The sequence below is a fragment of the Pseudomonas sp. 32A genome (assembly GCF_052682255.1).
Genome location: NZ_JBQYLY010000001.1, coordinates 1,779,532 through 1,795,117, shown reverse-complemented (window position 1 = coordinate 1,795,117; position 15,586 = coordinate 1,779,532). Strand labels below are relative to the sequence as shown.

Annotated in this window: 14 protein-coding genes; 6 read left to right on the top strand and 8 right to left on the bottom strand. The window is 60.6% G+C overall.

Annotation, left to right across the window (positions count from 1 at the left end):
- Window positions 1-120: 120 nt before the first annotated feature.
- Window positions 121-2,430 carry a response regulator gene (locus tag ACUN0G_RS08225; protein WP_445573092.1) on the top strand — a complete coding sequence of 770 codons (2,310 nt, stop codon included), beginning with the start codon at window positions 121-123 and terminating at the stop codon, window positions 2,428-2,430.
- Here the strand turns inward: ACUN0G_RS08225 and ACUN0G_RS08220 are convergent.
- From ACUN0G_RS08220 to msrB, 3 genes are all read right to left on the bottom strand, one after another.
- Window positions 2,414-2,866, bottom strand: a complete 453-nt coding sequence (locus ACUN0G_RS08220) for a MarR family winged helix-turn-helix transcriptional regulator (RefSeq protein WP_258344533.1) — start codon at window positions 2,864-2,866, stop codon at window positions 2,414-2,416. The genes ACUN0G_RS08225 and ACUN0G_RS08220 overlap by 17 nt on opposite strands.
- Entirely contained in the window at window positions 2,863-3,348 is a 486-nt protein-coding gene (locus ACUN0G_RS08215) for a glutathione peroxidase (protein WP_258344532.1), read from the bottom strand. The genes ACUN0G_RS08220 and ACUN0G_RS08215 overlap by 4 nt, the downstream gene beginning before the upstream one ends.
- A gap of 132 nt (window positions 3,349-3,480) precedes the next feature.
- Entirely contained in the window at window positions 3,481-3,873 is a 393-nt protein-coding gene (gene msrB / locus ACUN0G_RS08210) for a peptide-methionine (R)-S-oxide reductase MsrB (RefSeq protein ID WP_258344531.1), read from the bottom strand.
- 202 nt (window positions 3,874-4,075) lie between these two features.
- On the opposite strand from msrB, the gene ACUN0G_RS08205 reads away from it, so the two are divergent.
- Both ACUN0G_RS08205 and htpX read left to right on the top strand, forming a co-directional pair.
- A complete protein-coding gene (locus tag ACUN0G_RS08205; protein ID WP_063032067.1) occupies window positions 4,076-5,287 on the top strand; it encodes a pyridoxal phosphate-dependent aminotransferase in 1,212 nt (403 codons plus the stop codon).
- A gap of 313 nt (window positions 5,288-5,600) precedes the next feature.
- Window positions 5,601-6,488: a protease HtpX gene (gene htpX / locus ACUN0G_RS08200; RefSeq protein WP_076017354.1), complete on the top strand. Its 888-nt coding sequence runs from the start codon at window positions 5,601-5,603 to the stop codon at window positions 6,486-6,488.
- 51 nt (window positions 6,489-6,539) lie between these two features.
- Here the strand turns inward: htpX and ACUN0G_RS08195 are convergent, their stop codons facing one another.
- The gene (locus ACUN0G_RS08195; RefSeq protein WP_445573091.1) at window positions 6,540-7,196 is read right to left on the bottom strand and encodes a thiopurine S-methyltransferase; all 657 of its coding nucleotides are present in this window, start codon (window positions 7,194-7,196) and stop codon (window positions 6,540-6,542) included.
- Between the two features lie 101 nt (window positions 7,197-7,297).
- Between ACUN0G_RS08195 and ACUN0G_RS08190 the strand changes: the two genes are divergently transcribed.
- On the top strand, window positions 7,298-8,065 hold the full coding sequence (locus tag ACUN0G_RS08190; RefSeq protein WP_421525795.1) for a DODA-type extradiol aromatic ring-opening family dioxygenase: 768 nt from the start codon (window positions 7,298-7,300) through the stop codon (window positions 8,063-8,065).
- A gap of 68 nt (window positions 8,066-8,133) precedes the next feature.
- Here the strand turns inward: ACUN0G_RS08190 and ACUN0G_RS08185 are convergent, their stop codons facing one another.
- Complete coding sequence (locus tag ACUN0G_RS08185; protein WP_003209050.1) at window positions 8,134-9,807, bottom strand: DEAD/DEAH box helicase; 1,674 nt, start codon at window positions 9,805-9,807, stop codon at window positions 8,134-8,136.
- Window positions 9,808-10,230: 423 nt separating this feature from the next.
- Here ACUN0G_RS08185 and ACUN0G_RS08180 point away from each other — a divergent pair, with 423 nt between their 5' ends.
- Entirely contained in the window at window positions 10,231-11,022 is a 792-nt protein-coding gene (locus ACUN0G_RS08180; protein ID WP_445573090.1) for a crotonase/enoyl-CoA hydratase family protein, read from the top strand.
- Window positions 11,023-11,887: 865 nt separating this feature from the next.
- On the opposite strand, the gene ACUN0G_RS08175 is transcribed toward ACUN0G_RS08180, so the two are convergent.
- Window positions 11,888-12,643, bottom strand: a complete 756-nt coding sequence (locus ACUN0G_RS08175) for a spermidine synthase (protein WP_445573089.1) — start codon at window positions 12,641-12,643, stop codon at window positions 11,888-11,890.
- 118 nt (window positions 12,644-12,761) lie between these two features.
- Here ACUN0G_RS08175 and ACUN0G_RS08170 point away from each other — a divergent pair, with 118 nt between their 5' ends.
- Entirely contained in the window at window positions 12,762-14,108 is a 1,347-nt protein-coding gene (locus ACUN0G_RS08170; RefSeq protein WP_445573088.1) for a class II 3-deoxy-7-phosphoheptulonate synthase, read from the top strand.
- Here the strand turns inward: ACUN0G_RS08170 and ACUN0G_RS08165 are convergent.
- On the bottom strand, window positions 14,088-15,317 hold the full coding sequence (locus ACUN0G_RS08165; protein WP_445573087.1) for a winged helix-turn-helix domain-containing protein: 1,230 nt from the start codon (window positions 15,315-15,317) through the stop codon (window positions 14,088-14,090). The two genes, ACUN0G_RS08170 and ACUN0G_RS08165, sit on opposite strands and share 21 nt — an antisense overlap.
- 45 nt (window positions 15,318-15,362) lie before the next feature.
- On the bottom strand, window positions 15,363-15,569 hold the full coding sequence (locus ACUN0G_RS08160) for a DUF1127 domain-containing protein (RefSeq protein ID WP_173860412.1): 207 nt from the start codon (window positions 15,567-15,569) through the stop codon (window positions 15,363-15,365).
- Window positions 15,570-15,586: the final 17 nt, after the last annotated feature.

Sequence of the window (15,586 nt, the reverse complement as noted above, 5' to 3'; positions counted from 1 at the left end):
CTGGGGCAGACCGTGCAGGGCTGCACCGAATAAAATCGATTCATGCCGGGCAAGTTTGAGCCTGTGGATGTTCAGCTATGCTTGCCGGGCGAAAGGAAACGTAAAGTGGTACAGCACCCGATGGATATCAAGTTCGCCCACCGCTTGTCTTATAAACAAGCCAGACTGACAGTGCTGGTCGGATTCGTCTTGGGAACCCTGCTCAGCCTGCTACAGATCGGGATTGATTATGCCAGTGAAGACGCTTCCATCAACCGGGAAATACGCGCGCTGATTGAAATCAGTCATAACCCGGCTTCACGCATCGCCTACAACATTGACGCCGAACTGGCCCAGGAACTGACCCTGGGCCTGCTGCACTCCCCTGCCATCACTCGGGCACAACTGGTCGACAACAACGGTTTGGTACTGGCCGATGTCCAGCGCCCGCGCAAGGAAAGCAGCTACCGTCCCATCAGCGACTTTCTGTTTGGCGCCAACCGCCAATTTGAAGACCGGCTGTACCTCACCCACATGCCCAATGACGCCCTTGGCGTATTGCGCCTGGACGTCGACACCTACGCGTTCGGCAGCCGCTTCCTGCGGCGTGCAGAGATCACGCTGTTCAACGGCTTTGCCCGCAGCCTGATCCTTACCGGCATTCTGCTGGCGCTGTTCTACGTGATGCTGACCAAGCCGCTGGTGCGCATTATTCGCGAGCTGAGCTCACGCAAGCACGAGCGCCTGGACTGCCCGCCGGGGCACGAGCACGACGAGATCGGCGTACTGGTCAACGTTGCCAACCAGCAGTTTGAAAACATGGAGACCGAAATCCAGCAACGCCGCCACGCCGAAAACCGCCTGACTGAATACCTCGGCCAACTGGAAGACATCGTTTCTGCGCGCACCACCGAGCTCAAGGCCATCAATCATCGACTGACGCTGTCGAACGACGAACTGGAAGCGGCGAAGATGACGGCCCTGGCCATGGCCCAGGCACGCGCGGCGTTCCTGGCCAACATGAGCCATGAAATCCGTACGCCGCTCAACGGCCTGCTCGGGATGATCGCCCTCTCCCTCGACAGCCCGCTGAATGCCGAGCAACGCCAGCAACTGTCGATCGCCCATGACTCGGGCAAGGTGCTGGTGGAGTTGCTCAACGATATCCTCGACCTGTCCAAGTTCGACGCCGGCCAGTTGGAACTGGAAAGCATCCCGTTCGACCTGGGCGCACTGGTGGAGGACACCGCCAACCTGCTCTCGCAAAACGCCGCGCCCAGCGTGGAGTTGACGTGCCTGATCGACCCGCAGTTTCCCGCCCAGGTGCTGGGCGACCCGACGCGGGTACGGCAGATTGTCAGCAATTTGCTGTCCAACGCCCTGAAGTTCACGCGCTTTGGCCGGGTGGACGTGCGCCTCAGTGCCCAGGCCGACCGGGTCAGAATCGAGGTGTGCGACACCGGCATCGGGATTGCGCAGGATGCTCAGGTCAAGATCTTCCAGCCGTTCACCCAAGCCGGTGCGGGCATCACTCGCCAGTTTGGCGGCACCGGGCTGGGCCTGGCGCTGACCCACAACCTGTGCGAGGCCATGAAGGGCCGCCTGAGCATCAGCTCCGAGGCCGGCTTTGGCAGCCAGTTCTGCGCCGACCTGCCACTGCCGACGCATTTACCGGCGATGCGCCTGGCGCCGCTGGCAGGCGACGTCATCGCGATCACCAGCAGCAGTAGCGGCCTGGCGGAACTGCTCAACAGCCTGCTGCCGAGTTGGGGGCTGACGCCGCGCTGCTACTCCATTGACGATGACTTGAGTGGGCAGAACCCTGACCTGTTGATCACCGACTGCCCCGAATGCCTGTTTCGCCTGCGCCCGTCGATCACCGCCCCGATCCTGGTGGTGACCGCCTACGGCAACTTCATGCCCAGCGAAGAAGTTGCGGCCCTGGCGCCACTGCAACAACAAGCCCGTCCCCTGAGCCGCACGGCGCTGTACCAGATTCTGCAACGCAACCTGCGCATCGATCCGGACGTGGTGCTTGACCTGATCCAGCTGGAAACCGGCCCCCTCGCTCACCGGGCACGCGTCCTGCTGGTGGAAGACAACCCGGTGAATCAACTGGTGGCCAAGGGCATGCTCGCCAAGCTCGGCTGCGAGGTGATCGTCGCCGCCCACGGTGGCGAAGCCCTCAAGCTGCTCGAAGAACAAAGCTTCGACATGGTGCTGATGGACTGCAATATGCCGGTGATGGATGGCTATGAGGCCAGCCGGCAGATCCGTCGCAGCGGTCGCTGGCCGGACTTGCCGATTGTCGCGCTGACGGCCAACGCCATGTCCGAGGAACGCGAGCGCTGCCGGGCGGCAGGCATGAATGACTACCTGGCCAAGCCGTTTCGCCGGGAAGAACTCAAGGCCTTGCTCGACCTGTGGGTGCCGACTACGACAAGTCTTTGATCTGTCGCAACAGCTCATCCAGACCGTCACGCAAGGCATCGGCCTGGTTCAGGTCAACCCCGCTGTCACACAACAGCCGGGCCTTCAGCGGCTGCACCTGGTCACGCAAGTGTCGACCTTCATCGGTCAGGCTCAGGTGCACTTCACGCTCATCCTGCGCACTGCGCTGACGCCGTACCAGAGCAAGCTGCTCCAGGCGCTTGAGCAACGGCGTCAACGTGCCGGAATCCAGCATCAAGCGCTCGCCCAAGGCCTTGACCGTCGGCTGGGGCATGGCTGCAGCCTGCCATTCCCACAACACCAGCATCACCAGGTATTGCGGGTAGGTCAGCCCCAACTGATCGAGCATCGGCTTGTAGGCCCGGGTGACCGCGCGGGAGGCGGCGTAGAGCTTGAAGCACAGTTGGTCGTCAAGGGACAGGGACAGGTCGGTCATTTGAGCAGGGCTTCAATCTCTTGGGTCAGGTCCTGGGGCTTGGTGGTCGGGGCGAAACGCTTGACCACCTGACCGTCGCGACCGATCAGGAACTTGGTGAAGTTCCACTTGATGCCCTTGGAGCCCAGCAAACCGGGAGCCTGTTTTTTAAGCTGCACGAACAACGGGTGGGCGTCGCTGCCATTGACGTCGATCTTCTTGAACAGCGGGAAGCTGACACCGAAGTTCAGCTCGCAAAACTCGGAGATGGCACCTTCGTTGCCCGGCTCCTGCTTGCCAAACTGGTTGCAGGGAAAGCCCAGCACCACCAAGCCCTGGTCCTTGTACTGTTGCCAGAGTGCTTCAAGCCCCTTGTACTGCGGAGTGAAGCCGCACTTGCTGGCGGTATTGACCACAAGAATCGCCTTGCCGGCGAAATCGGCCAAGGTCTTTTGCTCACCCTTGATGGTGGTGCAAGGGATGCTCAGCAGGTTGTCGCTCATGGCAGTGCCTCGAAAGAAATAAGAAGAACTGAAAGATAGTAGGCAATTCAATTGCGTGCAATTTAATTGCCCGGGCTTATGCCTTGGTATAACGGCTCCTGCGGGCACGGAGGCCCGCAGGAGATAGACGGTTTAGCGCGGCACCAGGTCCAGGCACACCGAATTGATGCAGTAACGCAACCCGGTCGGCGGCGGACCATCCGGGAACACGTGGCCCAGGTGCGCATCGCACTTGGCGCAGGTGACTTCAGTACGGATCATGCCGTGGCTGACATCGCGAATCTCGACCATTGCCTGCTTTGCAATCGGCTCGTAGAAGCTGGGCCAGCCGCAGCCGGAGTCAAACTTGGCCTTGGAATCGAACAGCGGTTCATTGCAGCAGATGCAGTGGTAAACGCCGTCGGTCTTGGTGCCGTTGTACTTGCCGCTGAACGGTCGCTCGGTGCCTTTGAGGCGGCACACGTTGTACTGCTCCGGGTCGAGCATGGCTTTCCATTCTTCAACGGTTTTCTGCAACTTTTCCATCGGTACACCTCGGCAACTGAAAAAGCCTGATCTGTGTCTTTTCCATGGATCAGGCGGCACGTATGATTGCGCCTCTTCAAAGCGCCAGTCTGGCACCCGCGTTACCGGCATTCAAACGTATTTATGGGTCAGGCCAACGCAGGATTCTCAGCACGGTAGTCCTCACACCGTCTGGATCGTTCATTTTCAGGATCACATCGCCATGCAGGTCAGCAAATCGAACAAGCTCGCCAACGTCTGCTACGACATTCGCGGCCCAGTGCTCAAGCACGCCAAACGCCTGGAAGAGGAAGGCCATCGCATCCTCAAGCTGAACATTGGCAACCCGGCACCCTTTGGTTTCGAAGCGCCGGACGAAATCCTTCAGGACGTGATCCGCAACCTGCCGACCGCCCAGGGCTACAGTGACTCCAAGGGCCTGTTCAGCGCGCGCAAGGCCGTCATGCAGTACTACCAGCAGAAGCAGGTTGAAGGTGTCGGCATCGAAGACATCTACCTGGGCAACGGCGTGTCCGAGCTGATCGTCATGTCCATGCAGGCCCTGCTCAACAATGGCGACGAAGTGCTGGTGCCGGCTCCCGACTACCCGCTGTGGACCGCCGCCGTCACCCTGGCCGGTGGCCATCCGGTGCATTACCTGTGTGACGAGGGCGCGGACTGGTTCCCGGACCTGGCCGACATCAAGGCCAAGATCACCCCGAATACCAAAGCCCTGGTGATCATCAACCCGAACAACCCCACCGGCGCCGTCTACTCCAAGGAAGTGCTGCTGGGCATGCTCGAACTGGCGCGCCAGCACAACCTGGTGGTGTTCTCCGACGAGATCTACGACAAGATTCTGTACGACGACGCCGTGCACATCTGCACCGCGTCCCTGGCCCCGGACCTGCTGTGCCTGACCTTCAATGGCCTGTCGAAATCCTACCGGGTGGCGGGTTTCCGTTCCGGCTGGATCGCGATTTCCGGTCCCAAGCACAATGCCCAGAGCTACATCGAAGGCATCGACATGCTGGCCAACATGCGCCTGTGTGCCAACGTGCCGAGCCAGCACGCGATCCAGACCGCCCTGGGCGGCTACCAGAGCATCAACGACCTGGTGCTGCCACAAGGCCGCCTGCTGGAGCAGCGCAACCGCACCTGGGAACTGCTGAACGCAATTCCGGGCGTCAGCTGCGTCAAGCCCATGGGCGCGCTGTATGCCTTCCCGCGGATCGACCCGAAAGTATGCCCGATCCTCAACGACGAGAAATTCGTGCTCGACCTGCTGCTGTCGGAAAAGCTGCTGGTGGTCCAGGGCACAGCGTTCAACTGGCCGTGGCCGGATCACTTCCGAGTGGTCACCTTGCCGCGGGTGGATGACCTGGAGATGGCCATCGGCCGTATCGGCAACTTCCTGAAGTCCTATCGCCAGTAATGGACATTGCGCTGTACGACCCGCCCATGGTCGTACAGCGATTATCTGGCAACACTTCTCTGCCTTGCGCAGGCCCCGCGCCGTTCACACGCACCGGTTACCCCCTCGGTCGAGCATCACCCTATAATTACAGGGCTGCAAGGTAATGGAGCGAGACTGCCGAGCTACCCCGAAGCTCGGAAATTCCCTTCAAGGCTCTACATTCAGTCTGTAGGACACAGTTTGAAATAGTCCCTCGGTTGAATAGCCCCATGCTGCACCTTATATACCCCGCAGTACGCGACATATTTAGCATGAGGAGAATTCTACAACCATGATGCGCATTCTGCTGTTCTTGGCCACTAACCTGGCGGTCGTGCTGATTGCCAGCATCACGCTGAGCCTTTTTGGCTTCAATGGGATCATGGCGGCCAACGGGGTTGATCTGAACCTCAATCAGCTGCTGATCTTCTGTGCGGTCTTTGGTTTTGCCGGCTCGATTTTCTCGCTGTTCATCTCCAAGTGGATGGCGAAGATGAGCACCAGCACCCAGATCATTACTCAGCCACGCACCCGGCATGAGCAATGGTTGCTGCAAACCGTCGAGCAACTGTCCCGCGAAGCCGGGATCAAGATGCCTGAAGTCGGGATCTTCCCGGCCTATGAAGCCAACGCCTTTGCCACCGGCTGGAACAAGAACGACGCCCTTGTGGCCGTCAGCCAGGGTTTGCTGGAGCGTTTCTCGCCCGACGAAATCAAGGCGGTGCTGGCCCACGAGATCGGCCACGTGGCCAACGGTGACATGGTCACCCTGGCGCTGGTACAGGGCGTGGTGAACACCTTTGTCATGTTCTTTGCGCGGATCATCGGCAACTTCGTCGACAAGGTGATCTTCAAGAACGAACAGGGCCAGGGCATGGCCTACTACGTGGCGACCATTTTCGCCGAACTGGTACTGGGCTTCCTCGCCAGCTCGATCGTGATGTGGTTCTCGCGCAAACGGGAATTCCGTGCAGACGAAGCCGGCGCGCGCCTAGCCGGTACCGGCGCAATGATCAGCGCCCTGCAACACCTGCGCTCCGAACAAGGCTTGCCGGTGCATATGCCGAACACCCTGACTGCCTTTGGCATCAACGGTGGCATCAAGCAAGGCATGGCTCGCATGTTCATGAGCCACCCGCCGCTGGAAGAGCGGATTGACGCGCTGCGTCGTCGCGGCTGACAGCAAAAAGAAGAAGGGGCGATTTGATCGCCCCTTTTTTGTGGGCGCGATTCAGCGCCTGGCTAACCGGTACGCCCGCTCTTCCAGGCGTATGACGCCGTCCTGAACAAACTTCCAGCTCTGCCCCAGAATGTCCTGCTGCTCCAGTACCTCGGGGCTCCACTGCGCGCCAAGCAGCAGTTGCACTTCTTCGTCGCCCACTGCAAACGGCGGGCCTGCCTTCTGCGCCTGTTCATAGTCGAGGGTGATCAACAGGCCGCGACTGCCTTGCGCCAGGAGCCCGTTCAAGTGCGCGGCATACTGCTCCCGCATCAACGGAGGCAGGGCAATCAACGCCGCCCGGTCGTAAAGCGCCCGGCAATCAGCCACTGCGCCTGCATCCAGGGCGAAGAAATCCCCGCACCACAGCTCAATGGCACCCGCCTGGTAGACCTTGAAGGCACCGCGCTGACTGATCTGCGGCGTCAGTTCCTGCTCGCTGAAAAACTCCTCAACGGCCTTTTCCGACAGCTCGACCCCCATCACCCGATGCCCAACGCTCGCCAACCACACCAGGTCCAGGCTCTTGCCGCACAACGGCACCAGCACCTGCGCCCCGCTCGCCACACCCAGGCCGGGCCAGTGGCGCAGCAGGTAAGGGTTCACCTCGGGCTGATGGAAGCCCGTCTGATTGCGCGCCCAACGCTCATGCCAAAATCCAGGCTCCATGATTCACCCTAAAACTTGATCAAATAGCGCTAAAACTTATATTAGATTTAGATCAATGATCTGATTGAAGATGGTCCCATCTTAACCCTCAGGACCCGATCATGCTCCCCAGCCTGTTTATCTCCCACGGTTCACCGATGCTTGCCCTGCAACCCGGTGCCAGCGGCCCGGCACTCAAGCGCCTGGCCGCCGAGTTGCCACGACCCAAGGCCATTGTGGTGGTCTCGGCACACTGGGAAAGCCAGGGCCTGCTGGTGACCGGCAGCGCCGCGCCCGAGACCTGGCACGACTTCGGCGGCTTCCCGCGGGAACTGTTCGCCGTACAGTACCCGGCGCCCGGCGACCCGGCATTGGCCGCCGAGATTGTCCAATTGCTCAAGGCTGACGGCCTGGAGGCGCACATTGATGACCAGCGCCCCTTCGACCACGGCACCTGGGTGCCCCTGTCACTGATGTACCCGGCTGCCGATATTCCGGTGGTGCAAGTATCGCTGCCAAGTCGTATGGGCCCTGCCCTGCAAACCCGTGTCGGTCACGCACTGGCGAGCCTGCGGGAACAAGGCGTGCTGCTGATCGGCTCCGGCAGCATTACCCATAACCTCGGTGAACTGGACTGGCATGCCGGGCCGGAGAGCATCGAGCCCTGGGCGCGGGATTTTCGCGATTGGATGGTCAGCAAGCTGGCGGCCAACGATGAAGCCGCCCTGCACGACTATCGCCGCCAGGCACCCCATGCCGTGCGCAGCCACCCCAGCGATGAGCATTTGCTGCCGCTGTATTTCGCCCGGGGCGCCGGCGGTGAATTCAGCGCAGCCCACCAAGGCTTCACCATGGGCGCGCTGGGCATGGATATTTATCGTTTCGCTTAATCGCAGGCAAAAAAATCCCCGAACCAGTCGGGGATTTTTTATGTTCGATCAATCAGCCCAAGGGCGGATCAATCTTCGCGGTAGCGACGCAGCTTCAACTGCTTACCGGCAACGCGAGTGTCCTTCAGCTTGGTCAGGAGCTTCTCCAGACCATCTTCCGGCAGCTCCACCAGGGAGAAGCTGTCACGCACCTGGATGCGACCGATCGCTTCACGTGCCAGGCCACCCTCGTTGAGGATAGCGCCCAGCAGGTTCTTGGCAGCGATGCCATCACGCGCGCCCAGCGCGGTACGGCAGCGAGCACGGCCTTCAGCCAATGGAACCGGAGCACGACGCTCGCGATCACCACGGTCTGGACGGTCGCCAGTACGTTCTGGACGATCACCGCGCGGAGCGTTGTTCGGCACCAGTGGACGTTCTTTCTCGATGGCTGCCAGGGTCAGGGCCTGACCGTTGGTAGCCTTGCGCAGCAGGGCTGCAGCCAGGGCACGCGGGGTGCAACCGATATCGGCAGTCAGGCGGTCCAGCAGGTCGCCGTGGGTCGATTCAGCGTCAGCCACCAGCGGCGACAGGCTGTTGGTCAGTTTCTTGATGCGTGCATCGAGAACAGCCTGGGCATCCGGCAGGCGGACTTCGGCAACTTTCTGACCGGTTACACGCTCGATCACTTGCAGCATGCGGCGCTCACGTGGAGTCACCAGCAGCAATGCACGACCTTCGCGACCGGCACGGCCGGTACGACCGATACGGTGAACGTAGGACTCTGGATCGTAAGGCATGTCAACGTTGAACACGTGAGTGATACGTGGAACGTCGAGGCCACGAGCGGCAACGTCGGTCGCCACAACGATGTCCAGACGGCCATCCTTGAGGGAGTCGATCACGCGCTCACGTTGGTTCTGGGCAATGTCACCGTTCAGCGCAGCGGCTTTGTAGCCTTTGGCTTCCAGGGCACTGGCCAGGTCCAGGGTGGCTTGCTTGGTGCGCACGAACATGATCAGGGCGTCGAAGTCTTCGACTTCCAGCAGGCTCAATACAGCCGAGGTCTTCTGGTCAGCGTGAACCAACAGGTGAGCCTGTTCGATCGCGGTAACGGTCTGAGTCTTGGTCTGGATCTTCACGTGTTGCGGATCGCGCAGATGGCGTTCGGCAATGGCACGGATCGACTGTGGCAGGGTGGCCGAGAACAGTACGGTCTGACGGGTTGCTGGCAGCGCCTTGAAGATGACTTCCAGGTCGTCCATGAAGCCCAGCTTGAGCATTTCGTCAGCTTCGTCCAGAACCAGGTGGTTCACGGTCGACAGTACTTTTTCGTCGCGACGCAGGTGGTCGCACAGACGGCCCGGAGTGGCGACAACGATCTGTGCGCCGTTACGGATTGCTTTCAGTTGTGGGCCCATAGGCGCGCCGCCGTAAACGGCCACAACGGTAACGCCCGGCATTTGCTTGGCGTAGGTTTCGAAAGCGGTTGCTACTTGCAGCGCCAACTCACGGGTTGGCGCCAGGATCAGGGCTTGCGGCTCGCGCTTGGCAGGATCGATGCAGTGCAGGATTGGCAGGGCGAACGCGGCGGTTTTACCGGTACCGGTTTGCGCTTGGCCAATCATGTCTTGGCCGGCCATGATGATCGGGATCGATTGCTGCTGAATAGCCGAAGGTTCTTCGTAGCCAGTCGCGATGACGGCAGCAAGAATATTCGGGTTAAGATTAAAAGCGGCGAAGCCGCCGGTTTCCTGGGTCATGGGTCTGCCTCTAAGTGCATCCGCAAAGACCCATGCTCCAAAGCTGCGCATGCCGTGTTGAGACTCAAGAGTCGCCCTGGCTGCTTTGTCGGCGGGGATTTGCGAAAACGAATGAATGAAAAAGATTCGTCAAGGAAGAGTCCGCTGTGCGGACGTGCAGCCGAAGCTGACTTCGGGGAATTGCGCTACCTAAACGCGGCCCGGTTAAAGGCCGGCGCGCACTATACCGGAAATCGCTGAAAAAGGGAGCTTTTTTTATCGGAAACCACAGGTGAACGGCTCTGCATCAAAGGCTTTGCGCATTGCGGTGAGCGGGTCTATTTTTCAAAGGCCCGGCCCTGTTGGTCATGACGCTTAAACGGTTCACCTTTAACAGCGGGCCCTTCGGTCCGAAACCTCCCTTTGCGCCCGAGGGCACACCCCATGAACCAAGCCAGCAGCAGCCGCGTCAGCCGTGAACAGCAGGGCCATATCCTGTTGTTGGGTCTGGATCGCGTGGCCAAGCGCAATGCGTTCGACCTGGAATTGCTCAATGAGCTGAGCCTGGCGTATGGCGAATTTGATCGCAATGAGGAGGCGCGGGTGGCCATTGTCTTCGGGCATGGCGATCATTTTACCGCCGGGTTGGACCTGGCCAATGTAGGGCCGACGATGGCACAAGGCTGGCAACCGCCTCTGGGTGGCTGTGATCCGTGGGGAGTTTTCGCGGGGCCCCGGGTGAGTAAGCCGGTGATTGTTGCGGCTCAGGGGTACTGCCTGACCATTGGTATCGAGTTGATGTTGGCGGCGGATATCAATCTGTGTGCCAGCAATACCCGCTTTGCGCAGATGGAGGTGCAGCGTGGGATCTTTCCTTTTGGAGGGGCGACGTTACGTTTTCATCAGATTGCTGGGTGGGGGAATGCCATGCGCTGGTTGCTCACCGGGGATGAGTTTGATGCTCATGAAGCGCTGCGGTTGGGGTTGGTGCAGGAGGTGATGGCCAGCGAGGATTTGTTGCCTCGGGCGGTGGCGCTGGCGAACCGCATAGCCCAGCAGGCGCCACTGGGCGTGCAGGCCACGCTGATGTCGGCACGCCAGGCACGGATCGAGGGGGAGACCGCGGCGGCGGCCGGGTTGCCCGTTTTGGTGGAGAAACTGCTGAATAGTGAGGATGCCAAGGAAGGTGTACGGGCGATGGTCGAGAAGCGGCCTGGGGTTTTTAAAGGCTGTTGATTTTTTGGGGGGGCTTGGGGCGGGGTACATATCCGTTATTTAGGTAACGGCCACTATGGGTTCCGCTCTTACAGCGGCTCACTTTTGAAGAGCGCAAAAGTAAGCAAAACGCTCTTGCCCCACCACTCGGCACCTCGCCTAGGCTCGGTGTGCCCTCACTCCGGCTTTGGACCGTGGGCCGCCGTCATGGGCCATCCCTGGCCCAGGACGGCTAACCTGGCGTCCTGCCAGGTTACCCACGCTCCAAAGCCTGCGTTCGGCCAGCGTGGTTTAACGGGGCGCCTAAGATCAAAATCAAAAGCAAGAGCACAGCGGCCTCCCGGCCGGCTTGAGTGTTGAAGAGCAAAAGCCAAATCAAAAGCTAAAGCGGGCACGGTCCAAATGTGGGAGCGGGCTTGCTCGCGAAGGTCGTTAACGATGATGTGGGCATCCTGATTCAACGCGGCGCCCTCAGGTTTTTCGCGAGCAAGCCCGCTCCCACAGAAAAGCAGATTTGTTTTCGCTCTGGTTTTCGCTTTGGCTTTTGATCTGGCTTTTAAACACTCAAGCCGGCCGGGAGGCCGCTGTGCTCTTGCTTTTGATTTTGATCTGCGGGCCCCGTTAACCACGATGGCCGCAAGTAGGCACGGTGGAGCGGGTAAATCGGCAGGGATGCCGATTTAGCCGCGCCGGGCCATGGATGGCCCGTCGCGGCGGCCCGCGGAATCGGGCCGGAGTGCGGGCATGCCGAGCCTAAGCGAGGCACCGAGTGGTGGGGCAAAGACCTTTTGGTTACTTTTGGGGCGTTTGCCAAAAGTGACCCGCTGTAAGAGCGGAACCCTAAGTGGCCGTTACCGCAGCAACGGATATGTACACAATCAAAACCCTACGTAGCCGGCCGAATCGCCTTAATCAGCGACTGCAACGAATACCCCAACCGCGACGCCAACCCCTCAGCCCGCGCAGACACCGCAGCCAGATCAAGCCCCTGATCCAGGTCCGCCGGCACCAAAAGAATCACATTCCCCTCCTTCACCGGCAGCTCCCAATAATGCCGGTGATACAACCCACGTAACAACGCCGCCCCCAACGGCTTGCCGTCATCCGTAGCCCACTGATTAATCACCAACCACCCACCCGGATTCAGCTTCTTCTGGCAGTTCTCCAAAAACGTCCAAGCCAGATGCCCAACGCCCGGGCCAACATCCGTATACAGGTCGACAAAAATCAGGTCCGACGACTCAGCGGAAGGCAGCAATTCCAAAGCATCCCCAACCCGGATATACAGCCGAGGATCATCATCCAGCCCCAAGTACTCAATGGCCAGACGCGGCACATCAGGCCGCAACTCGATGGCCTCAACATCTTCCAAAGGCAAAAACTTCAGACAAGCCTGGGTCAACGTCCCAGCGCCCAAGCCCAGGAACAACGCACTCTCCGGCTGCTCATGACACAACGCGCCAATCAGCATCGCCCGGGTGTAATCGTATTCCAACCAACTCGGGTCAGCGGTAAACACGCAACTCTGCTCGATGGCATCGCCGAATTCGAGAAAGCGGTAATCGGCCACTTCCAGCACGCGGATCATGCCGAAGTCATCATGGACCTCGGCCAGCAGGCGCTCGACGCGCTCCTCAGACATTGCAACTCCTAACGCAGGGCCAACAGGAAAGGCGGGATTGTGGGCGAACCGGCAGCAGCAGGTCACGTACTAATTGCTGATAACATGACGGCCCGACCGCAAATCACTCGAGTTCATGATGAGCCAACCCTGGAGCCCCGACAGCTGGCGCGCCCTGCCGATCCAGCAACAACCCCGGTACCCTGACGCTGCGCACTTGGCGCAGGTCGAGCAGAACCTGGCGAGTTATCCGCCGCTGGTGTTTGCCGGTGAGGCCCGTGAATTGCGCCGTCAGTTTGCCGAGGTAACCCAGGGGCGCGCCTTCCTGTTGCAAGGCGGCGATTGCGCCGAGAGTTTTGCCGAGTTCTCGGCGGCGAAGATTCGCGACACCTTCAAGGTGCTGCTGCAGATGGCGATTGTGATGACCTTCGCCGCCGGTTGCCCGGTGGTCAAGGTCGGGCGCATGGCTGGCCAGTTCGCCAAGCCGCGCTCTTCCAACGATGAAACCATCGACGGCATCACCCTGCCCGCCTACCGCGGCGATATCGTCAACGGCATCGGTTTCGACGAAAAAAGCCGCGTGCCGGACCCGGAACGCCTGCTGCAGTCCTACCACCAGTCCACCGCCACCCTGAACCTGCTGCGGGCCTTTGCCCAGGGCGGTTTTGCCGACCTGCACCAGGTGCACAAGTGGAACCTGGATTTCATCGCCAACTCGGCCCTGGCCGAGAAGTACAGCCAACTGGCCGACCGCATCGATGAAACCCTGGCGTTCATGCGCGCCTGTGGCATGGACAGCTCGCCGCAACTGCGCGAGACCAGTTTCTTCACCGCCCACGAGGCGCTGCTGCTCAACTACGAACAAGCCTTCGTGCGCCGCGACAGCCTGACCAATGACTACTACGACTGCTCGGCCCACATGCTGTGGATCGGTGATCGCACCCGCCAGCTGGACGGTGCCCACGTCGAATTCCTGCGCGGGGTGAACAACCCGATCGGGGTCAAGGTCGGCCCGAGCATGAACCCCGATGACCTGATCCGCTTGATCGACATCCTCAACCCGGACAATGACCCGGGCCGCCTGAACCTGATTGCGCGCATGGGTGCGAACAAGGTCGGTGACCATCTGCCGAACCTGATCCGCGCGGTGCAACGTGAAGGCAAGCAGGTGCTGTGGAGTTCCGACCCGATGCACGGCAACACCATCAAGGCCAGCAGCGGCTACAAGACCCGGGACTTCGCGCAGATCCTCAGCGAAGTGAAGGAGTTCTTCCAGGTGCATGAAGCCGAAGGCACGTATGCCGGCGGGATTCATATCGAGATGACCGGGCAGAATGTCACCGAGTGCATTGGCGGCGCGCGGCCGATTACCGAAGACGGGCTGTCGGACCGCTATCACACCCACTGCGACCCACGGATGAATGCCGATCAGTCGCTGGAATTGGCGTTCCTGATCGCCGAGACGCTAAAACAGGTCAAGCGCTAAGAGCGCCACCCGCAACCGTGCCGCACTGGCCCGCTGGCAATTGAGCTGGATCTGCTCAAGCCCGAGCCAGTCGGCCATCTGCCGCAGATTCAGGGCCAGCGCCTGCATGCCCTCCTCGTCCAGCCCCGGCTCTTCCTCGTGAACAGCATGCACCGCCAGGCGTCCGGCCGCCCGCTCCGCGCGTAGATCCACCCGCGCGGCGATCCGTTCATTGTGCAGGAACGGCAACACGTAATAGCCGTACACCCGCTTGTCCTGAGGCGTGTAGATCTCCAGACGATAGCGGAAATCGAACAACCGCTCGGTACGGCTGCGCTCCCAGATCAGCGAATCAAAAGGCGATAACAGCGCGCTGGCGGGCACCTTGCGCGGGACTTTTGGCTCGGGCAGGCAATAAGCCGGCTGTTTCCAGCCCTTGACCTCGCACGCGATCAGTTGCCCGTCCTCGACCAGTTCCGCCAGACGCCCACGGCTGTCGGCCGGGTCGAGGCGGAAGTAGTCCCGCAGGTCTTTTTCAGTGCCCACGCCCAACGCCGTGGCGCTGTGCAGCAGCAAGCCGCGCTGCGCTTCAGCCTCGTCCAACGGGGTTTGCTGGAGGATGTCGGCCGGGATCACACGCTCCGGCAGGTCATACAAACGCTCAAAACCACGCCGCCCGGCGACGGTCACCTGGCCGGCGGCAAACAGCCATTCCAGCGCATGCTTTTCATCGCTCCAGTCCCACCAGGGGCCGGCGCGCTCCTCGCGGGTCGACAAACTGCCCGCACCCAAGGCGCCTTGCTGCTCAACGATGCTCAGCACCCGCGCGATGGTGGCCTGCTGCTCACGACCAAACCGCGCCATTTGCTGATAGATGCCCTGCCCCTGGGCCGCCCGCGCCATGCGCCAGCGCATCAGCGGGTACAGCGCCATCGGCAACAAAGAAGCCTCATGCCCCCAATACTCGAACAACGAACGGCGCCGCCCCGAACTCCAGGCGGCCTGTTCAAGAATCAATGGAGCGTAGTTACCCAGCCGGGAAAACAGCGGCAGGTAGTGCGAGCGCACCACCGCATTCACCGAATCAATCTGCAACACGCCCAAACGCTCAACCAGGCGATTGACCTGTGCGGCCTTGATCAATGCCGGCGGCTGGCGCCCGGAAAAACCTTGGGCAGCCAGCGCCAGGCGTCGCGCCTGCTTGAGGGAAAAGGATAACTTTGCGGGCATGTGACTCTCCTTGTGTGCTCGCGAACCACCCTACTGCATCCCGCGTCATTTTCGCAGCGGATCTTCCCAAAAGTGCCGGCGGCTTTCCTGCTCGACATCGCCACGGTTGAGCCCGATATCCTTGAGCGCATCATCGCTCATACCCATCAACAATTGGCGCTCACGGTGCACGGCCAGCCACCGGGAACCCAGTTGAAGCAGCCCGGAAAACGGCCGCTTCGCCATCAGAACAAAGCCTCTTTGACCTTTCATCATCTCGCCCTCCAGTG